The sequence below is a fragment of the Salipiger sp. ABF4_146 genome (genome assembly GCF_056161345.1).
On the sequence record NZ_JBSWYX010000013.1, the window covers coordinates 61692 to 80067 of the forward strand.

19 protein-coding genes and 1 pseudogene are annotated in these 18376 nt (G+C 66.3%); 9 read left to right on the forward strand and 11 right to left on the reverse strand.

The genetic code is table 11. From position 1 onward, the window contains the following. The first annotated feature begins 9 nt into the window (after window positions 1–9). The 5 genes and pseudogenes from ACXAJT_RS18510 to ACXAJT_RS18530 all read left to right on the forward strand — a co-directional run. Window positions 10–1224, forward strand: a complete 1215-nt coding sequence (locus ACXAJT_RS18510) for a M20/M25/M40 family metallo-hydrolase (RefSeq protein ID WP_475237527.1) — start codon at window positions 10–12, stop codon at window positions 1222–1224. Between the two features lie 144 nt (window positions 1225–1368). Further along, window positions 1369–1641, forward strand: coding sequence for a WGR domain-containing protein (locus tag ACXAJT_RS18515; RefSeq protein WP_475237528.1), 273 nt, complete (start codon window positions 1369–1371; stop codon window positions 1639–1641). Window positions 1642–1905: 264 nt separating this feature from the next. Next, on the forward strand, window positions 1906–3111 hold the full coding sequence (locus ACXAJT_RS18520) for an aminotransferase-like domain-containing protein (protein WP_475237529.1): 1206 nt from the start codon (window positions 1906–1908) through the stop codon (window positions 3109–3111). A 375-nt stretch (window positions 3112–3486) separates the two neighbouring features. Then, on the forward strand, window positions 3487–4092 hold the full coding sequence (locus ACXAJT_RS18525; protein ID WP_475237530.1) for a 2Fe-2S iron-sulfur cluster-binding protein: 606 nt from the start codon (window positions 3487–3489) through the stop codon (window positions 4090–4092). Continuing rightward, a pseudogene (locus ACXAJT_RS18530) lies at window positions 4089–4255 on the forward strand (FAD binding domain-containing protein); the annotation flags it as partial. The gene ACXAJT_RS18525 and the pseudogene ACXAJT_RS18530, both read left to right, overlap by 4 nt. A gap of 205 nt (window positions 4256–4460) precedes the next feature. On the opposite strand, the gene ACXAJT_RS18535 reads toward ACXAJT_RS18530, so the two are convergent. The 8 genes from ACXAJT_RS18535 to ACXAJT_RS18570 all read right to left on the reverse strand — a co-directional run bounded on the left by ACXAJT_RS18535 (window position 4461) and on the right by ACXAJT_RS18570 (window position 11295). Beyond that, a complete protein-coding gene (locus tag ACXAJT_RS18535) occupies window positions 4461–4796 on the reverse strand; it encodes an SH3 domain-containing protein (protein ID WP_475237531.1) in 336 nt (111 codons plus the stop codon). A gap of 133 nt (window positions 4797–4929) precedes the next feature. After that, entirely contained in the window at window positions 4930–5409 is a 480-nt protein-coding gene (locus ACXAJT_RS18540; protein WP_475237532.1) for a CYTH domain-containing protein, read from the reverse strand. A 145-nt stretch (window positions 5410–5554) separates the two neighbouring features. Beyond that, a complete protein-coding gene (locus tag ACXAJT_RS18545) occupies window positions 5555–6010 on the reverse strand; it encodes a MaoC/PaaZ C-terminal domain-containing protein (RefSeq protein ID WP_475237533.1) in 456 nt (151 codons plus the stop codon). Continuing rightward, window positions 6010–7053: a Gfo/Idh/MocA family protein gene (locus ACXAJT_RS18550; RefSeq protein ID WP_475237534.1), complete on the reverse strand. Its 1044-nt coding sequence runs from the start codon at window positions 7051–7053 to the stop codon at window positions 6010–6012. The genes ACXAJT_RS18545 and ACXAJT_RS18550 overlap by 1 nt, the downstream gene beginning before the upstream one ends. A gap of 9 nt (window positions 7054–7062) precedes the next feature. Continuing rightward, window positions 7063–8154 (reverse strand): ABC transporter ATP-binding protein, encoded by a 1092-nt coding sequence (locus ACXAJT_RS18555; RefSeq protein WP_475237535.1) that lies wholly within the window; start codon window positions 8152–8154, stop codon window positions 7063–7065. A 3-nt stretch (window positions 8155–8157) separates the two neighbouring features. After that, complete coding sequence (locus tag ACXAJT_RS18560) at window positions 8158–9024, reverse strand: carbohydrate ABC transporter permease (RefSeq protein WP_475237536.1); 867 nt, start codon at window positions 9022–9024, stop codon at window positions 8158–8160. Next, window positions 9024–9920, reverse strand: coding sequence for a carbohydrate ABC transporter permease (locus tag ACXAJT_RS18565; RefSeq protein WP_475237537.1), 897 nt, complete (start codon window positions 9918–9920; stop codon window positions 9024–9026). Before ACXAJT_RS18565 ends, ACXAJT_RS18560 begins: the two co-directional genes overlap by 1 nt. Window positions 9921–9987: 67 nt before the next feature. Further along, window positions 9988–11295, reverse strand: a complete 1308-nt coding sequence (locus ACXAJT_RS18570; protein WP_475237538.1) for an ABC transporter substrate-binding protein — start codon at window positions 11293–11295, stop codon at window positions 9988–9990. Between the two features lie 152 nt (window positions 11296–11447). Between ACXAJT_RS18570 and ACXAJT_RS18575 the strand changes: the two genes are divergently transcribed. Both ACXAJT_RS18575 and ACXAJT_RS18580 read left to right on the forward strand, forming a co-directional pair. Next, on the forward strand, window positions 11448–12245 hold the full coding sequence (locus tag ACXAJT_RS18575; RefSeq protein ID WP_475237539.1) for an IclR family transcriptional regulator: 798 nt from the start codon (window positions 11448–11450) through the stop codon (window positions 12243–12245). A gap of 38 nt (window positions 12246–12283) precedes the next feature. Then, window positions 12284–13129, forward strand: a complete 846-nt coding sequence (locus ACXAJT_RS18580) for an amidohydrolase family protein (RefSeq protein WP_475237540.1) — start codon at window positions 12284–12286, stop codon at window positions 13127–13129. Between the two features lie 7 nt (window positions 13130–13136). Here ACXAJT_RS18580 and ACXAJT_RS18585 read toward each other — a convergent pair whose 3' ends face one another. Further along, on the reverse strand, window positions 13137–14240 hold the full coding sequence (locus tag ACXAJT_RS18585) for an extracellular solute-binding protein (protein WP_475237541.1): 1104 nt from the start codon (window positions 14238–14240) through the stop codon (window positions 13137–13139). Further along, window positions 14237–15430 (reverse strand): CaiB/BaiF CoA transferase family protein, encoded by a 1194-nt coding sequence (locus ACXAJT_RS18590; protein ID WP_475237542.1) that lies wholly within the window; start codon window positions 15428–15430, stop codon window positions 14237–14239. Before ACXAJT_RS18590 ends, ACXAJT_RS18585 begins: the two co-directional genes overlap by 4 nt. A gap of 123 nt (window positions 15431–15553) precedes the next feature. Between ACXAJT_RS18590 and sfsA the strand changes: the two genes are divergently transcribed. After that, the gene (gene sfsA / locus ACXAJT_RS18595; protein WP_475237543.1) at window positions 15554–16261 is read left to right on the forward strand and encodes a DNA/RNA nuclease SfsA; all 708 of its coding nucleotides are present in this window, start codon (window positions 15554–15556) and stop codon (window positions 16259–16261) included. Window positions 16262–16347: 86 nt separating this feature from the next. On the opposite strand, the gene ACXAJT_RS18600 is transcribed toward sfsA, so the two are convergent. Continuing rightward, a complete protein-coding gene (locus ACXAJT_RS18600; RefSeq protein ID WP_475237544.1) occupies window positions 16348–17250 on the reverse strand; it encodes a mechanosensitive ion channel family protein in 903 nt (300 codons plus the stop codon). A gap of 174 nt (window positions 17251–17424) precedes the next feature. On the opposite strand from ACXAJT_RS18600, the gene map reads away from it, so the two are divergent. Beyond that, window positions 17425–18252: a type I methionyl aminopeptidase gene (gene map, locus ACXAJT_RS18605; RefSeq protein ID WP_475237545.1), complete on the forward strand. Its 828-nt coding sequence runs from the start codon at window positions 17425–17427 to the stop codon at window positions 18250–18252. Window positions 18253–18376: the final 124 nt, after the last annotated feature.

Sequence of the window (18376 nt, forward strand, 5' to 3'; positions counted from 1 at the left end):
ACCCCATTCATGACCCAAGACGTCGCCCGGATCATCGCCTCGGACCATTTCAAGCGTGCGCAGGAGGATCTGCGCCTCGGCCATGACCGCTTTGTCGAGGAGATCATCGAGTTGACCGAGATCCCCGCGCCGCCCTTCAAGGAAGACCGCCGCGCCGAGGCCTATGCGGCGAAGTTCCGCGATCTGGGGCTCGAGGACGTGGAACGCGACGAGATCGGCAATGTGCTGGGCATCCGGCGCGGCCGCGGCAATGGGCAGATGATCGTGGTGGCGGCGCATCTCGATACGGTGTTCCCCGAAGGCACCGACGTGACCGTGCGCCGCGAGGGCACCAAGCTCTTTGCGCCGGGGGTCGGCGACGACACGCGCGGGCTGGCGGTGCTGCTGGCGTTCATCCGTGCGCTGGACGCGGCGGGGATTGAGACCGAGCAGGACCTGCTTTTCGTCGGCGACGTCGGCGAAGAGGGCAAAGGCGACCTGCGCGGCGTTCGTCATCTGTTTGAAGCCGGGCGCTACCGCGAAAAAATCGCCGGTTTCTTTACTATCGATGGGCTGGAACTGGATCAGTTCATCACCGGCGCGGTGGGCTCGCTGCGCTATCGGGTGAGTTTCCGCGGGCCGGGCGGGCACTCGCTGAACGCCTTCGGCACGGTAAATCCCTCTTATGCGCTTGGCGCGCTGATGACCGGCATGGCGCGGCTCGAGGTTCCGGCCGAGCCGCGCACCACCTACTGCGCCTCGGTGATCGGCGGCGGCAGTTCGATCAACGCCATCCCCGAGGAGGTCTGGCTCGAGGTCGATCTGCGCTCGGTGGACGCGGACGAACTGGCCAAGCTTGACAGGAACTTTCATGCGCTGGTCGAGGCGGCGGTGGCCGAAGAGAACGCCCGCGGCGACACAAGCCACGGCGCGATCTCTGCCGACCTGACCCGCATCGGCAATCGCCCGGCGGGCCGCACGTCGCAGGACAGCGCTATCGTGCGTTCGGCGCTGGCCGCGCTGCCGGCCTTCGGATTCACGCCCAGCACCGGCGCCAGCTCGACCGACGCCAATATCCCCATGAGTCTTGGCGTGCCGGCGATCTGCCTCGGTTCGGGCGGTACCGGCGGGCGGGCGCATTCGTTGGAGGAATGGATCGACGTCGCCCCCGAGCTTTCGCTGCGCGGGCTCTATGCGGGGCTTGCGACCATCCTCGGCACGGCCGGCATGGCCGAGGCGGACTGAGCGGCTCAATTAAGCGGTTCTTTGGCGGATCGGCGTCTCTTTGCACCGGTGCCAAATCCCTGCGGATGGGGCATGGCGGTGCCGTGAAGCCGCTGCTATACCGGCGGTCCGTCAACCTGTTAGTCCTCCGCTCTTGCTCCGCCCATGAACGCCTGCACCGATCAGTTCGAGGTCTTCCCGTCGCGCCTGCGCCTGCTGCGCGTCGCGCCGAACCGGACGACGCGGTATTTCTACCGTCTGCACGTCGAGCGCGACCTCTTCGGCGGGGCCTGTCTTGTGCAGGAATGGGGCCGCGTGGGCACGCGGGGGCGCAGCCGGGCCGAGCGCTACCCCGACGAGGGCCACGCGGTCACTGCGCTGATGCAGGTCGCCGCCACGCTCAAGCAGCGCGGCTACGGGCCGGACTTCTCGCGTTGAGCGCATCGCTGTCATGCAGACAACTTGCCGCCTGACCAGCGGGACGCGTTCGACGCGTCTTGCGCGGCAATGCGCGCAGGTCACCACGGCAGGGCTTGAGGACCCAGACTGAAGGGGGCTTCCTCGCGATCGGCGACCCCTCCGGCGCCTATTTGCGCAAAACGTCGCGACGTGTCGCTTGCTCTTGTGCCGCTCTGGGCCGATACCCGCCCTGCGAGCGCGCGCTGCGCGGCCAGCCAGACCGAGACCGACAGGAGCCGAGACGTGACAGACAGCACCCTTGCCCCAGCCCCGACCGCCGCGTGGATGGGCGAGACCAATGAGGTCACCCGAACCTTTCTCGGCGCGGCGGGCATTCCGGGGATGGTTAACCTCGGCGGCGGGCTGCCCGATCCGGCGACCTTTCCGGCGGACGAACTGGCCAAACTGGCGCGCGCCGCCGTGGCCGACCATCCTGCGGAAAGCCTTGGCTATGCGCCAATCGAAGGCCTGCCCGATCTGCGCGCCGCGGTGGCGCAGCGCTATTCCAAGGGCGCCCTGCAACTGGGGCCGGAGAATGTGCTGATCACCACCGGCGGCATGCAGGCGCTTGATCTGGTCGGCAAGCTCTATGCCGACAAGGGCGACGTGATCGCCGCACAGTCGCCCACATATCTTGGCGCGCTGGATGCGTGGCGCCCGCGCTACCCGCGCTACCGCCCCATGCAGCACGAAACACTGGGCAGCGGCGCCGGGGCCGCGCTCGACGGTGCGTGCTTTGCCTATACGGTGCCGAATTTTTCCAATCCTACGGGCGCATTGGTCGACACCGAGGCCCGCAAGGCGCTGGTCGCCGCCGCCCGCGCCAGTGGCACGCCGCTGGTCGAGGATGATCCCTATGGCGCGCTCTACTATGACGGCCCGCCGCTGCCGCGGATGATCGAGCTTGATGCCGAGGCGCATCCCGCCGCGCGCTACGACGGCCCGGTGATCTATCTTGGCACCGTGTCCAAGGAACTCGCACCGGGGCTGCGCGTCGGCTGGGTGATCGCCGCGCCCGAGGTTATCGAGAAGCTGACGGTGGTCAAGCAGGGCTCCGATCTGGCCACCAGCAGCCTGTGCCAGCGCATGGTGTGCAGCGCGCTGGAAGGTGGGCTGATGGAGCGCGTGCGCGCAGCGACGCTCGATACGTATCGCCCGCGCCGGGATGTCTTGTGTGCTGCGCTCGAAGAGCATCTGGGAGCGCATTTCAGCTTCACCCGTCCGGTGGGCGGAATGTTCGTCTGGATCACCGCGCGCGATGCCACGCTGGACACCGATGCGCTGATGCGGGTCGGGCTGGAGCATGGGGTGTGCATCTCGCCCAGCTCGGTCTTCGACCCCGAGGGGCAGGACCGCCGCAGCGCGCGACTCAATTTCACCGTCAATCCCGCCGATAAGCTGGACGAGGGCGTGCGGCGCCTCGCCGGCGCGGTTGCCGCGCTGCGCTGACGCGCCGCAGCCTGTTTGGTTCAAGCCGCCCGGTGCATGCGCCGGGCGTTTTCTTTTGAGGTTGGGGCGTGCGCAGCCCTCTCGGTCTTGCCGCTGCATCATTCGGCTGCCGCACGGCGCAAAGCGCCTGCCAGACCCTCGCGTTCCGGTGTCAGAGGCGCGAGGGGCGCCGCGTTCGACGACGTGCTTGAGAGCGGGCCTGACAAAGAGCAGGACGGCGGCCCGAAGCTACGCAAAGATCGATTTGTGAGCAGACCTTCTTTCTCCCGTGCCGCGCGCCGCCGCTGCCACCTGCACCGCGGCCAACTGAGGCGAAATTGCCAATCCGACCAAGCCGCCGTGCCCCGGCAGCAGCCAGACACAAGAGGATTTGGCATGCCCCCAGATAGCGAATTCACCCCGAGCCGCGAGGGTGCCGACACCTCGCCGGCGTCCCGCAGACCGGTCGGGCCGGCCACCACCACAGTCCGCCTTACTGTGAACGGCGCGGCGCATGAACTGACTGTCGACAACCGCACCACGCTGCTGGATGCGCTGCGCGAGAACCAGCAACTGACCGGCACCAAAAAGGGCTGTGACCACGGCCAATGCGGCGCCTGCACCTGCAGCGTAAACGGTGAGCGCATCAACGCGTGCCTGTCGCTGGTGATCATGCACGACGGCGACGCGGTGCAGACCATCGAGGGCGTCGGCGAACCCGGCGCGCTGGACCCGATGCAGGCCGCCTTTGCCGAACATGGCGGGTTTCAGTGCGGCTATTGCACGCCGGGGCAGATCTGCTCGGCCAAAGCGGTGTTCGAGGAGATTGCCGCAGGCGTGCCAAGCCATGTCACCGATGATCTCGCAGTGCGCATCGAGGCGACCGACGACGAAATCCGTGAGCGCATGTCGGGCAACATCTGCCGCTGCGGCGCCTATGCGAACATGCTCGCCGCGATCAAGCAGGTGTCTGAGCAGCATGCCGAAGGAGACCACCCATGAAGCAATTCTCCTACGAACGCGCCGCCGATCCCGCGCAGCCGCAGCGCGCGCCGCCGAGGTGTAGGGCGCCAAGTTCATTGCCGGCGGCACCAACCTGCTCGACCTGATGAAGCTTGAGATCGAAGCGCCGGTGCATCTGATCGATGTCAACGGTCTGGACCTCGAACCAGATGATCGAGTGGGACCGCCAGTCGCTCGCCACAACGCTGGAAATGGCGTTCGGAGGCACCCGCGACGAACATATGGTGTCGACGTTTGCGGCGCGTTTCGTCGAATTGGGCGTGCATGTGGGCACCGGCGTTGGTGCTGCGATGATGGAGGATAGTGCCGCGCTGGCCTCGTGCCGGCGCGGCAGCGTCGCATTCATCTCAGGGGTAGAACAGGCACCACGCGCTGTAGATCCAGCCATGGAACCGCGCCTCATTGCCATTGAGCACGCCATCTTCGACATAGCACCAATTGCCCTCGCACTTGCGGACAAAGGCCGCGTCCTCGTTGTGCAGGCTGCCGATCTGAGGATGGCCTGTGCCCGGTCCGGTGCGCAGCGCGAGAAAGTTGTCGCCGTTGGGATCGAGGCCCTGAACCAGACAACCGGTATCGCTGATGTAAGGCCCCGGTGGGACTAAAACGCCCTGAGCATGGGCCGCGCCAGCCATACAAAGGCCACCGCAGAGACCCGCGGCAGCGACCATAACTTTCCTCATGAAGTGACCTCATCGAAATGTCGGGCGCGGAAATCTCGGTGCGCCCGCGCAGCCTAGCACGTCGGCGGGTCAAATGTCGGACGACATTATGGGGGCACGGCTGTGTCGGCAGGCTTTCGCGCGGGCAGCGGGGCTATCCCGCGCGCCTGACCGCTTGCCGGTGCTGCTTGAACAGCGACGACTGGCGGTAGCGGGTCTTGCCGGTCACTTCGGCACCAAGCCAGCACGGACGCTCGAACTCGGTCTCTTCGGAGGCCAGTTCCACCTCTGCCACCACCAGCCCCTCGTGCACGCCGTGATATTCATCGACCGTCCAGACATGCGTGCCTTCGGGAATGAAGTGGCGGGTCTTGCGCAGCACCTCGCCGTCGCAATGCTGTTCAAGCAAGGTCAGCCCGTCGCTGGGCGGGATTTCATATTCGAACTCGTCGCGCGTGAGGCCGGATTTCGGACCCTTGACGCTGAGCGTCGCGCGGTCGTCGTAGAACCGCACCCGCACTTTGCGCCCATCCTTGAAAGCCAGAAGCCCGTCGCGGATCTCGATCCGATGGGTCGCGGCAGTGCGCCAGTCAGCGGAGGCGACGAGAAACTTACGCTCGATTTCCTTGGCCATGGCGGATCCGCAGTGTCAGCTTCAGTGATGGCGAGTCGAGGGTAGCTTTTCAGTCCCGCCAGTGTTTGGCAAGGCTCGGATCGTTTCAGCGGCTTGGCCGGCGGGCGGGTGCTCCGGTGAAAGCATGCGCGGCATCGACGCAGGTTTAAGCGGCGGCCGTCTCCTTCTTTTGCACCACGTAGATGTGTTCGCAGGCCAGCACCACCTCGTCACGCTGGTTCAGCACCTGCACTGTTTCGAACAGCTTGCCGGATTGCGGGCGCTTCGGGTCATCCTCCTTGCGCGCGGCGGTGACGCGGGTGCGGATGGTGTCGCCGATGAACACCGGACGCACGAAACGCAGCCGATCGTAGCCGTAGGAAAAAGCCAGCGGGTTGATCTCGGTCGCCGTCAGCCCGACGCCGATGGCGAAGATCATCGTGCCATGGGCGATGCGCCCGCCGAACTCGGACTTGGCCATGAACTCGGCGTCCATGTGGTGCGGGAAGAAATCGCCCGTGTGTCCGGCATGAACGACGAAGTCGGTCTCGGTGATCGTGCGCCCGTAGGTTTCGCGGCTCTCGCCGATCTCGATCTCTTCAAGGTAGCGGGGGCGTTCCATCACGGGGTCTCCTGAATCGGGGACAGCGGTGCGGCAGAGGCGGCATAGCAGGCCTCGACCAGCGCCATGGTGCGCCAGCCGTCGGCGACGGGGGCGATCAACGCCTCCTCGCCCGCGGCGGCGCGCTGCAGGTTGTGCATGCGGGCGGTAAAGCTCTCGGTGAACCACGAGCCGGTGAGCGGGATCGCCTGCCAGCCGCCGCCGTCGTTGATTTCCAGCACGTCGGGCTCGCCCTTGGGGTAGTCGAGGTTCACGCCCAGCTTCATGTAGGCCGCGCCCTTGGTGCCCGCGACGCGCAGTTCGCAGGCCTGATGAGGGCGCCCGAAGTCCCAGTCATGGTTGACAGAGAGCAGGCAGCGCAGGTCGGGGCCATAGTCGAGGATGGCGGCGGTGCGGGTCTGCGCGACGGCGTGGCTCGGGTGGCCCAGCGTGCGCGCCGAGACGCCCTTGGGATCGCCGACGAGGTGGCGGATCAGGTCGAGGTAATGGATCGAGTGCATGGCGATCTCGATCCGGGGCAGCCCTTCGAGGAAGGTCCAGAGCCCCCACGGCGTGGCGAGCACGCCGTGCATTTCGATGTCGACGATCTGTCCCAGCAGGCCCGTTTCGATGGCATCCTTCAGCGCCACTGCCATGGGGGCAAAGCGCAACTGGAAATTCATCGCCGCGAGCAGCTCTCGGTCGCGGCAGATGGCCAGCACCTCACTGGCACCTTCGAGCGTGCTGCCCATCGGTTTCTGGATCAGGACTGGCGCGCCCTTGGGCAAGGTGGCGAGGATGCCCGCGTGCGCATCCGGCGGCGTGGCCAGATCGAACAGGGCGTTCGGAACGGCCCGCGCGTCGTCGGCAGATAGGGCTCGCGTGCCGTGTTCGGCGGCCAGCGCCTCGGCCTTGGCATGGTCGGGATCGGTGATGCCCGCCACCTCGTAGCCGCCTGCGGCCCAAGCAGGCAGGTGCGCGTCGCGCACGATCGAGCCTGCGCCAAAGATCACGATGGGGCGGCGCGCAGAGGGGGCGGGCCAGTTTTGTTTCAGCGTGTCCATATGTCCTCCTCAGTGGCGCAGGGTCAGGCCGGTTTCGGCGTCGAAGAGATGCGCCCGCGACAGGTCGAGGTGGAAAGGCAGCACTTCGCCGCGCGTCACGTTGCGCGGGTTGAGCATCCGCGCGGTCCAGCTGTGGCCGGCGAGTTCGGTGAACAGCAGCGTCTCATTGCCCAAGGGTTCGGACAGCATCACCGGCAGCTCGCGGCTGTCGACCGCATGGCCGCTTTCGCTGTGGATGCCGTGACCCTCGGGATAGATGTCGTCGGGGCGCAGGCCGAGCACCACGCGCCGCCCTTCGGCCACGTCGAAACCGGGCGGCAGGGGCAGGGTGGTGCCGTCGTCCATGCGCAGTGCGCCGCCTGTCACCACGGCTTCGGCCATGTTCATCGGCGGCGAGCCGATGAAGCTGGCGACAAAGCGCGAGGCGGGGCGGTTGAACACCTCGTCGGGGCTGCCGACCTGCTCGATCACCCCACCGCGCATGATCACGATGCGGTCGGCCAGCGTCATCGCCTCGATCTGGTCGTGGGTGACATAGACCACCGTGGATCCCAGCCGCGCGTGCAACTGCTTGATCTCGGTGCGCATCTGGCCGCGCAGCTTGGCGTCGAGGTTCGACAGCGGCTCGTCAAACAGGAACACGTCCGGGTCGCGCACGATGGCCCGGCCCATGGCGACGCGCTGGCGCTGCCCGCCGGAAAGCTGCGCCGGACGCCGCTCCAGCAGTGGCTCGATGTCGAGGATGCGCGCCGCTTCGTTCACAGCGGTGTCGATGGTGCTCGCGTCGCGCCCGGCGATCTTCAGCGAAAAGCCCATGTTCTCGGCCACGGTCATATGCGGGTAGAGCGCGTAGGACTGGAACACCATCGAGATATTGCGATCGCGCGGCGGCAGGTCGTTGACCACCCGTTCGCCGATGCGCAACTCGCCGCCCGAGATGTCCTCGAGCCCGGCGATCATCCGCAGCGTGGTGGACTTGCCGCAGCCCGAAGGGCCGACCAGCGCGACGAACTCGCCGTCGGCGACGTCGAGGTCGATGCCCTTCACCGCGTGGAAGGCACCGTATTTCTTGTCGAGAGTGGATAGGGTGAGCGTTGCCATGTCTTATCCCTTGATCGCGCCCGAGGTCAGGCCCGAGACGAGGTGCTTTTGCACCGCGTAAGTCAGAAGAAGCGCCGGAATGATCATCACCACGGCCAGCGCGCACATGCCGCGCCAGTCGATGGTGAACTCGGCGGTGTAATCCAGCAGGCCCACCGGAAGGGTCTTGCTGTCGGTGGAGCGGGTCAGCTGGCTGGCCAGCGCGAACTCGTTCCACGAGGTGAGGAAGGCGAAGATGCCGGCGCTGGCGATACCGGGGCGGGCGAGCGGGAACTCGACCTGCCAGAAGGCTTGCCAGCGGGTGCAGCCGTCGATCTGCGCCGCCTCGGCCAGATCGCGCGGGACCTGCCGGAAAAACCCGTCGATCAGCCAGATGGTGAACGGCACGTTGAGCGCCACATAGGCGATGATCATGCCAGCGTGGGTGTCGATCAGCCCGGTCTTGGCGTAGAGGAAGAACAGCGGCAGCGACAGTGCGATGCCGGGCACTGTGCGGGTCAACATCAGTCCCAGAAACCACGCCGACTTGCCCTTGAACCGATAGCGTGCGAAGGCGTAGCCGCCGGACATGCCGATCGCCAGCGAGATCACCGTCGAGGTAACAGCGATGATCACCGAGTTGCGGAAGTACTCGATCACCGGGATGCCGCCCTGTCCGACGCCCGAGAACATGTCGACATAGGCGTCAAACGACAGCTCGCGCGGGATCCAGACCGGCGGTTTGGCCATGATCTCGACCGTCGGGCGCAGCGAGTTGAGCACGATCCACAGGCCGGGCAGGCAGATGATCAGCATCGAGATGAAGAGCGCGATGTTCAGCGCCCAGGCCGAACTGCGTTTTCTCAGGCGTGCAGAGGCATTCGCGTCCATCACCAATCCCCCGCGACCTGCGCCCGAGCCTTGCCGAGCTGTGAGAAGAAATATGCCGTGAAGGCCACCGACAGCAGGATCGCCACATAGGCCATGGCGTTGGCCATCCCCATGCGCGCGTCGGAATAGGCGGTGCGGGCGATCAGCGTCCACAGCACCTCGGTCCGGCCCGCCGGGCCGCCGTCGGTCATGATTTTGATGATGTCATAGGCCCGCGCCACATCGAGACTGCGGATGGTCATTGCGATGAAGGCGAAGGGCATCAGGAACGGCCACGTCACATAGCGGAAGGTCTGCCACGGCGTGCAGCCGTCGACCCGCGCCGCCTCTTGCGGCTCGCGCGGCATGGCCATGAGCCCGGCGAGGATGAAGATCGCGAAGACGGCGGTCGAGGACCAGATCTCGGCCACGGTGATGGCGATGAAGGCCAGCGTGCCGTCGATCAGCCACGGGATCGCCTGATCGGTCAGCCCCAGCGACTGCAGCGCGTTGTTCACCAGACCGACGTTGTCGTTGAACATGAACTTGAACTGAAAGCCGACGAGGATCGGCGAGAACATCATCGGGAACATCAGGATGGTGCGCAGCACGCGCTGGCCGCGGGTCTGCCGGTCGACCAGCAGCGCGAGCCCCAGCCCGATCAGCATCTCGAGGTTCAGCGCCACGGTCAGCAGCAGCACGGTGCGTCCGAAGGCGATCCAGAAGTCGGCGTCGGTGAAGATGCGCTCGTAGTTGCGGAAGCCGACGAACGTATAAACCGAGTCCGGCCGGGTCAGGCGAAACGGCGTAAAGCTCGACCACAGCGACAGCGCCAGCGGCAGCACGACAACCGCGGCCAGCACAATCACCGCAGGCAGCAGCAGCACGATATGAGGGGGGAGGCGCGAGGCCTTCATCGTTGTCTCCTGTCAGGGGATGCGGGCCGCGCGCACGCGGCCCGTGGCAAGGAGTGGGCCGGGCGGCTCAGAGTTCGCCCGCGTCTTCGAGCACGTAGGTCGCCTCTTCGGCGGCGGTGTCGAGCGCCTCCTGCGGGCTCTTGTCGCCGAGGATGGCAGCCTGCAGTTCGGGGTAGAGCACGTTGGTGATCTCGATCCAGCTGGGCGTTTTCGGCACCGCAAAGGCGGTCTCGGCCCCGGTCTGGAACGCCTGCAGTACCTCGGTGCGATAGGCGTCACCCTCGGCCTCGGCGATCACGTGCTCCCAGACCGACTGGCGCGAGGGCAGGGGGCCGGCGGCGCTTTCCAGCTTCTGGCTGTCTTCATTGGTCAGGAACCACACCAGCGACGCGGCGGCCTCGGGCGTTTCGCAGTCCTGCGTCACCGAGAAGCCGTGGAAACCAGACCAGCCCGAACGGACGCCCGCCGAGCCCTTCGGTGGCGGCGCGACACCGACGTTGCCGGCGACCTTCGACGCCTCGGGGTCGTTGAAGAAGCCCGCCCAGCCCGGCCAGTCTAGGTTGAGCGCGACCGTGCCGGAGGCGAAGCCCTGACCCAGATCATCCCACAGGTAGTTCGGCACGCCCACCGGCACGGCCTTTGCCGAATAGAGATCGACGAACCAGTTCAGCGCCTCGACCCCGGCCTCGGAGTTGAACGCAGGCTCGCCATCGGCGTTGAGGAACTCGCCGCCGTTGGCCACGAGGATCTCGTAGAAGCGCCCGGCGATGGCCTCTTCCTTGCCCGCATATTGTGTGCCGTAGAAATTCGGCGCATCGGCAAAGAACTTCGCCTGATCGGCGACCTGATCCCATGTCTCGGGCACCGCCAGCGGGTAGCCGTATTCCTCTTCAAAGGCGGCGGCCTTGGCGTCATCCTCGTACAGGCTCTTTTGATAATAGAGCGCCGAGACGTCGAACTGCGCGCGCGGCAGCATCACCAGCTTGTCGTCCAGTGTGGCGGCTTCGATGTTGCCCGGCACGAAATCGGCCAGCGCGTCCTCGGGCAGATATTGCCGCAGATCGACGTAGATGCCGGGGTATTGCGGCGCGAAAGACGAATGGTTCGAGCCGACGCACCAGCCCAGCTGGCCAGTGGCGATGTCGGATTTGATTTCACGATCGAGCTCGAAGTGGTTCTTTTTCGAGATCACCTCTACCGTGGCGCCGGTGGCCGCTTCCCATTCCGCGATGCGCGCATAGAGCGGCTCGTATTGCTGGCCGCCGATCAGCTTGGCCTCGATGGTGACGCCCTCGAAACTGCCGGGCAGATCCTGCGCGCCGGCTGCACTGGCAAGCGCCAGCACCGCCGCGGACGCGGTGGTCAAATATTTCATGGTTCTCCTCCCTGAAAATCCGCGAGACAAAATCTGCTCACTTATGGATAATCTATTTATATGCAAATACCGCCCGTGCCCGCCTGTCAAGGTTTTCCGCTGGATTTGCAGAGGGTATTCTTATATGAATAGAGAAATTCACAGAGAGCAGAATGACCGACACCGCTGACCGTTACCGCGCCCCGGCCCTCGACAAAGGGCTCGATATTCTCGAACTGCTGGCGGGGATCGAAGGCGGGCTCACCCAGTCCGAGATCGCCAAGGCGCTTGGTCGTTCCCCCAACGAATTTTATCGCATGCTCGAACGGCTCGCCCGGCGCGGCTATGTCGCGCGGGTGGAGGGCGACCGCTATGCGCTGACGCTCAAGATGTTCGGCATGGCGCAGTTTCACGCGCCGACGCGGCGGCTGGCCTCGCTGGCGACGCCGCTGCTGCGCGATCTGTCGTTGCGCACCCGGCAGGCGAACCAGTTGGTCGTTTTCGACCGCGGCAGCGCGGTGGTCATCGCGCAACAAGAGGCGCCGGGCTATTGGGGCATCTCGATCCGCGTTGGCAGCCACATCAACCTGTTCGACACCGGCTCGGGCAATGTGCTGCTGGCCTTTGCCAGCCCCGAGCGGCGGCAGATGATGGTGGCCGAAAACCGCGACACCGGTGCCCCGGCGCGCGACATCCCGCCCGAGCTGGAGTCGCGGTTCGAACTGGTGCGCGAACGCGGCTACGAGGTGAAGCCCTCGGCGCAGACCGTTGGGGTGACCAACCTTTCCGCGCCGGTTCTGGCGCCGGGCGGCGAGGCGATCGCGGCGGTGACCATCCCCTATCTGCCGCTGGTCGACAGCGAAGGTGCCCCCAGCCCTGAAGAGGCGACCGAGGCGTTGCTGGAGACCACCGCCGCTTTGTCGCGCTTCGCCGGAAATGGCGCTGAGGGGGAGACATTCGCATCTGAATGATTCATTCTTGGGTGAATGCATCACTCAGGGAGGACTTCATGTCGGACGATGCGATCCTGGACACCCATCTGCATCTCGTGAATCGGGACCGGCTGAGCTACCCGTGGCTGTCTGAGGCCCCGGCGCTCAACCACGACTGGTCGATCGAGACCTATGCGCAGCAGGCGCGGCGCGTGGGCATCACCGGCGCGTTGCATATGGAGGTCGATGTCGCCGACGCCGAGATCGAGGCCGAGACGCGCTGGATTGAGGAGGTGGCTGCGTCAGGGGTCTTCCCGATCGAAGGGGTGATCGCTGCCTGTCGTCCCGAAGCCGACGATTTTCCCGCGTTTCTCGACCGCGCCAGCCAGCGGCCGCTGGTCGTCGGCTTCCGGCGCCCGCTGCATGTGGTGCCCGACGCGCTGTCGCAGACCGAACGCTTCCGCGACAACCTGCGCCGTCTGGCAGAGGCGGATCTGCCCTTCGATCTATGCGTGCTGGCGCGGCAACTGCCGCTGGCGATTGATCTGGTGGATGCCGCGCCCAACGTACGGTTCGTGCTCGATCATTGCGGCGTGCCAGACATCGCCGGTGGCGGCTGGGAGGCTTGGGCCGCCGCGATCTCGGACCTCGCGCAGCGTCCCAACGTCAGCGCCAAGATCTCCGGCGTGGTCGCCTACGGCGGCGAGGGGTGGACGCTGCCCGACCTGCGGCGCTGGGTGGAGCACACGGCAGAGGCCTTCGGGCCGGACCGGATGTGCTGGGGCGGCGACTGGCCGGTCTGCACGCTGGGCGGCGGGCTGCCGACATGGGTGGCGGCCAGCCGCGCGATCTTCGCCAGTTGGAGCGCGGACGAGCGCGCCGCGCTCTACAGGGCCAACGCGGCGCGCATCTGGACCCTCTGAGCGGGGCTCAGAAGGTGGCGGCGAAAAGCTGGTCGAGGTCGTCCATGGCGGCCTCGACCCCGCCATCCTTCAGCGCCGCGTTGAGCCGCTCCGACGCCGCCTGCTGAAACGGCATGTAGCCGTCGTGGCGCGGCCGCATCCACGCGGCATCCAGCGTCGCCAGCGTGCCCGAATAGAAGCTGCCCGCCTCCGCATCCACCTGCGGCGACGTCCAAGCGCGGCGGTGCCCGGCCTGTCCGCCGGCACGCGCCCAGAGGCCCGCCTGCGCCTCGGGTCCGGCGGCATGACGGGCAAAGGCGATGGCCGCCTCGGGATGCTGGCAGAACGCCGAAACCGCCAGCCCGGTGCCGCCAAGCGCGCTGCCTCGCGGCCCGCCGCCGGGCAGGGCCTCGGGGATGTCGTGGAAGGTCACGCGGTGCGGTGCGGCCTGTGGCAGCGCATAGCTGATGTAGCCATAGATCAGGGGCGCGCAGGCGATGGTCTCGCTCTGCGCCATATGGGCAAGTACCTCGATCGGGTCCATCTCGAAGCAGGTCGGATCGACCTGCTGCGCCAGATCCCGGAGCATCTCCAGCGCGCGATGTCCTCCGGCGCGATCCACGAAGGGCGCGTCTTGGGTGACGCGGCAGGGGTGCCCGAGGTTGGCGCAGAGCGTGTAGAAACTCATCAGCACATGCGGGGGGCGCAGCGGGATCATCACGCGGCCCTCGGCGGCAAGCCGTAGCACCGCGTCCCACCCGGTCACTGGCGCGCAGAGATCGGGCCGCACCGCCTGCACCTGCGCGGCGGCGTCCACCGGCCAAGCCCATTGCGTGCCGTCCCACCTGTAGCTCTCGAACGAGCGGCCCAGCGAGCCTTCGGCGATTTCGGGAGCCTCCGGCAGCGGCACAAGGCAGCCTTCCTCGGTGATCTGTCCGACGTGCGGATGGTCGATGATGATCAGGTCATAGGCCTTGGCCAGCTTCAGCACCGGGTAGCTTTCGAAGTCCTGCAGCGAGCGGCGGTCCCAGATTATCCGCACGCCCTGCGCGGCCTCCCACTCCTGCGACAGCGCGGCGAGCGGGTCATAGCCGCGCGGGTGATCCCACGTCATGCCCTTGAGGGTGATCATAGTCCGAATTCCTCCCGGATGCGTTCTGAATGCTCGCCGACGCGCGGCGCGGCCCGCGCCGTCTGCGGGCGCTGGCCGTTGATGGTGAGCGGCGCGCGGGTGGTGTCGATGGAGACGCCGTCGCCGCGGGTGACGGTCTGCAGCAGGTCGAGCCGCTTGAACGCCTCGGCCTGCATCAGCGCGGTCCAGTCGAGCACTTCCGAGCACCAGATGTCGGCCGGCTGCAGGATGGCCAGCCACGCGGCGACGGTCTTTTCCGCCACCCGTTCCGCAATGCGAGTCTTGATCGCGTCGCGCGCGGTGAACGCCTCGCGCGGCGGGCGCCCGGCCAGGTCTGGCAGATCCATCAACGCGGCAAGCCGGTCGAGCGGCGTCATCGCCAACGCCAGATACCCGTCCTGTGCCGCGTAGACGCCGTAGGGCGCGCCAAGATAGGCATGCGCGCCGTTGATCTCGGACCGCTGCGGCAGTCGCCGCCCGTCGTTGAGCCATGTCGTCAGCACCTCGAACTGCAGATCGACCAGAGCCTCAAGCAGGCTGGTCTCGACGTGCCGGCCCGTGCCGTCGATGCCGCGCCGCACCAGCGCCGCCAGAATGCCCTGTGACAGCGCCACGCCGGCGAACATGTCTCCCACCGCCAGCCCCATCGGCACCGGTCCCTGCGTCGCGTCGCCGGTCAGCCACATCAGGCCCGACCGCGCCTGCGCCAGCAGATCCTGCCCGGGGAACTTCACCCATGGCCCATCGTCGCCATAGCCCGAGATCGAGCCGTAGACGAGCCGCGGGTTGAGCGCGTGCATCGCGTCCCAGCCGACGCCGATACGCTCGGCCACGCCGGGGCGGAAGTTCTGGATCATCACATCGGCCTTGGCGGCCAGCCGCTGCAGCGCGGCAAGGTCGGCAGGGTCCTTGAGGTCGAGCGCGAGGCTCTCCTTGCCGCGGTTGATCGCGTGAAAGATCGTCGAGTCGCCGCCGATCTCCGTGTCCGACAGATACAGCTGCCGCGACAGATCACCCGCCCCTGCGCGCTCGATCTTGATCACCCGCGCGCCAAGGTCGGCCAGCCGCAAAGAGCAATAGGGCCCCGAGAGGAACTGGCTGAGATCGATCACCAGCAGCCCGTCCAGTGGCCGTTCGGGCGCCACCGGCGGCAGGCTTGATGGATCAAGGGGCGGGGGCGTGGCGGACATGGCGCTCTCATTCTCCTGTAAAAAAAGTCTCCACATATGAATGACTGGTTGAGGGCAGTCCCGTCAAGCCCGTTGCGCATGGCGCCGCTTGTTCGGCTTGGGCTGCGTGGTATAGCCGCGTCCATGCGATACGAGACCCCACTCATCCCCGCCCGCCTGTTGCGCCGCTACAAACGGTTCCTTGCCGATTGCTCCTTGCCCGACGGGCGCGAGATCACCGCCCATGTGGCCAATCCGGGCAGCATGATGGGACTGGCAGAGCCCGGCTCGAAGGTCTGGCTGGAGCCCAACGACGACCCCAAGCGCAAGCTGAAGTTCGCGTGGCGGCTGGTGGAGCACGCGGACGGCGCGTTCACCGGGGTGGACACGGGCGCTGCCAACCGCGTGCTGCGGGCCGGGCTGGAGGCGGGGCAGGTGCCGGGGCTCGAAGGCTATGAGACGGTGCGCCCCGAGGTGAAATACGGCGAGAAGAGCCGGATCGATTTCCTGCTCTCGGGCGCCGACCGCCCGGATTGCTATGTCGAGGTGAAATCGGTGACCCTGTCGCGCCAGCCCGGGCTGGCCGAGTTTCCCGACAGCGTCACGGCGCGCGGCACCAAGCATTTGGGGGAGCTGAGCCAGATGGTGGCGCAGGGCAACCGCGCGGTGATGCTGTATCTGGTGCAGCGCACGGATGCGCGCGAGGTGACGCTGGCCGCAGATATCGATCCGGCCTACGCCCGCGCTTTTGCCGCAGCCCGCGCGGCGGGTGTCGAGGTTCTGACCATGGGCTGCAAGATCAGCCCCGAGGGCATCGCCCTCACGACGCCGCTGCCATTCCGCATGCCCTGACTTGGGCTTCGTCTAGATCGAAATATCCCGGGGGAGGTCGCGCGCCGGCGCGGACGGGGGCAGCGCCCCCATCCACAGGTTTTGGATTACGCGAGCTGCGATTTGGGCGTGTTGCCGCTCTGATCGCCCGCGTCAGCGTCCTTGGAGACATGCAGCGTGCGCGTCGGGAAGGGGATATCGACGCCATTGGCGTCCAGCGCTTCCTTGACCTTGCGCTTCATGTCGGCCTGATACTGGAAGTAATCGGCGCTCGGGACCCAGACCCGCACGAGGAAATCCACCGAACTGTCGTTCAGGTTGTTGACCTGAATGAACGGCGCGGGCTCGGACATCGAGCGGTCGTCGCCCATGATGGTGTCGCGGATCACCTGCTCGGCCTTGGCAAGATTGGCGCCATAGCCGACGCCAAAGGTCCACTCGGCGCGGCGGGTGTCGTAGACCGAGTAGTTCTCGATCACGTTGCCCCAGACTTCCGAGTTGGGAATGATGATCTGCGAGTTGCCGATGCTGGCCAGTTCGGTGGTGTTGAGCGTGATGTCTTTCACGGTGCCGGATTTTCCGGCGACGGTGATGAAATCGCCCAGCTTGATGGGGCGGAAAATGATGATCATCACCCCGGCGGCCACATTCGACAGCGTGCCCTGCAGCGCAAGGCCGATGGCGAGGCCGGCGGCACCCAGCGCGGCGATGATCGAGGTGGTCTGCACGCCGAAGGTGTTGAGCACGATCAGCACGGTGAAGATCAGCACCGTGTAGCGGGCGATATTGCCGAGAAAACCGAACAGCGTGTCGTCAAGCCTGGGGCTGCGCGCCGCCACGGCGGTGATACGGCCCTTGACCCAGCGTCCGATGAACAGGCCGACCAGCAGCAGCAGCAGCGCCGCCACCACGTTGCCCAGCACGCTGGCCAGAAAATCCAAAGTGAACACGTCCGACAGCGACGTGCCGTTGTAGATCTCGGTATTGAGTACTTCGTTGATGCTGTCCATCGTCCCTCGGTATCCCTTTCATCGCGTCTGCGCGCGTCTTATCATCATGTTACGCCGCCCGAACGGGCGCAGCGGCGCCACCCGCTGCACAACGCGCTCGTGCGGCATTGCGTTCCCCTGCCATCCTCTGGCAATGCAGCACAACACGCATTAAGTATTGAAGGGAAGAGACCCATGGAGCGCCCCGTCTTGCGAAACGACACGAGCGGCCGTCTCACCCGCGACGGCATCCGCATTCACGAACCCGGCGATTTTGCCGGCATGCAAAAGGCCGGCGAGCTTGCCGCGCGCATTCTCGACGACCTCGCGGCCTTGGTCTATCCGGGCCAGACCACCGGGGCGATCGACGACTTCATCCGCAATGCGGTGGAAGAGGCGGGCGCGACCTCGGCGACGATTGGTTACAAGGGTTATCAGCACGCCAGCTGCATCTCGCTCAACCACGTGGTCTGCCACGGTATCCCCGGCGACAAGAAGCTGAAGGATGGCGACATCCTCAACGTCGACGTGACGGTGATCGTCGACGGCTGGTACGGCGATACCAGCCGGATGTATGTGGCCGGGAAACTGTCGCGCAAGGCCGAGCGGCTGATCCAGGTGACGCATGATTCGCTGATGCTGGGCATCGAGGCGGTGAAGCCGGGCAACACCTTCGGCGATATCGGTCACGCCATCCAGAGCTACGTCGAAGCGCAGCGCATGTCGGTGGTGCGCGACTTCTGTGGCCATGGTTTGGGGCGGGTGTTCCACGCCGCGCCGAACGTGCTGCACTATGGCCGCGCCGGCTCTGGCCCGGTGCTCGAAGAGGGCATGTTCTTCACCATCGAGCCGATGGTCAACCTTGGCCGCCCCGAGACCAAAGTGCTGGCCGACGACTGGACGGCGGTGACCCGCGACAAGTCGCTCTCGGCGCAGTTCGAGCATTCGGTTGGCGTGACGGCGGATGGCGTGGAGATCTTCACCCTCTCGCCGGGCGGCAAGTTCCACCCGACCTGGGGCTGATCGCGGGCCGGCACTGCGCTTGCAGAACGGCTTGAAATCGATCGGGCCGCGTCAGGTGATCTCTGGCGCGGCCCGTTTCTGTTTGTGCCCGCTTCTGGCGCCCCGATGCGAGCCGGAGAGGGGC

Excerpts from the sequence above, each read along its gene's own strand:
- ACXAJT_RS18510 (WP_475237527.1), top strand. The coding sequence starts at position 10 with ATGACCCAAGACGTCGCCCGGATCATCGCCTCGGACCATTTCAAGCGT.
- ACXAJT_RS18515 (WP_475237528.1), top strand. The coding sequence starts at position 1,369 with ATGAACGCCTGCACCGATCAGTTCGAGGTCTTCCCGTCGCGCCTGCGC.
- ACXAJT_RS18525 (WP_475237530.1), top strand. The coding sequence starts at position 3,487 with ATGCCCCCAGATAGCGAATTCACCCCGAGCCGCGAGGGTGCCGACACC.
- ACXAJT_RS18535 (WP_475237531.1), bottom strand. The coding sequence starts at position 4,796 with ATGAGGAAAGTTATGGTCGCTGCCGCGGGTCTCTGCGGTGGCCTTTGT.
- ACXAJT_RS18540 (WP_475237532.1), bottom strand. The coding sequence starts at position 5,409 with ATGGCCAAGGAAATCGAGCGTAAGTTTCTCGTCGCCTCCGCTGACTGG.
- ACXAJT_RS18545 (WP_475237533.1), bottom strand. The coding sequence starts at position 6,010 with ATGGAACGCCCCCGCTACCTTGAAGAGATCGAGATCGGCGAGAGCCGC.
- ACXAJT_RS18550 (WP_475237534.1), bottom strand. The coding sequence starts at position 7,053 with ATGGACACGCTGAAACAAAACTGGCCCGCCCCCTCTGCGCGCCGCCCC.
- ACXAJT_RS18555 (WP_475237535.1), bottom strand. The coding sequence starts at position 8,154 with ATGGCAACGCTCACCCTATCCACTCTCGACAAGAAATACGGTGCCTTC.
- ACXAJT_RS18560 (WP_475237536.1), bottom strand. The coding sequence starts at position 9,024 with ATGGACGCGAATGCCTCTGCACGCCTGAGAAAACGCAGTTCGGCCTGG.
- ACXAJT_RS18565 (WP_475237537.1), bottom strand. The coding sequence starts at position 9,920 with ATGAAGGCCTCGCGCCTCCCCCCTCATATCGTGCTGCTGCTGCCTGCG.
- ACXAJT_RS18570 (WP_475237538.1), bottom strand. The coding sequence starts at position 11,295 with ATGAAATATTTGACCACCGCGTCCGCGGCGGTGCTGGCGCTTGCCAGT.
- ACXAJT_RS18575 (WP_475237539.1), top strand. The coding sequence starts at position 11,448 with ATGACCGACACCGCTGACCGTTACCGCGCCCCGGCCCTCGACAAAGGG.
- ACXAJT_RS18580 (WP_475237540.1), top strand. The coding sequence starts at position 12,284 with ATGTCGGACGATGCGATCCTGGACACCCATCTGCATCTCGTGAATCGG.
- ACXAJT_RS18585 (WP_475237541.1), bottom strand. The coding sequence starts at position 14,240 with ATGATCACCCTCAAGGGCATGACGTGGGATCACCCGCGCGGCTATGAC.
- ACXAJT_RS18590 (WP_475237542.1), bottom strand. The coding sequence starts at position 15,430 with ATGTCCGCCACGCCCCCGCCCCTTGATCCATCAAGCCTGCCGCCGGTG.
- sfsA (WP_475237543.1), top strand. The coding sequence starts at position 15,554 with ATGCGATACGAGACCCCACTCATCCCCGCCCGCCTGTTGCGCCGCTAC.
- ACXAJT_RS18600 (WP_475237544.1), bottom strand. The coding sequence starts at position 17,250 with ATGGACAGCATCAACGAAGTACTCAATACCGAGATCTACAACGGCACG.
- map (WP_475237545.1), top strand. The coding sequence starts at position 17,425 with ATGGAGCGCCCCGTCTTGCGAAACGACACGAGCGGCCGTCTCACCCGC.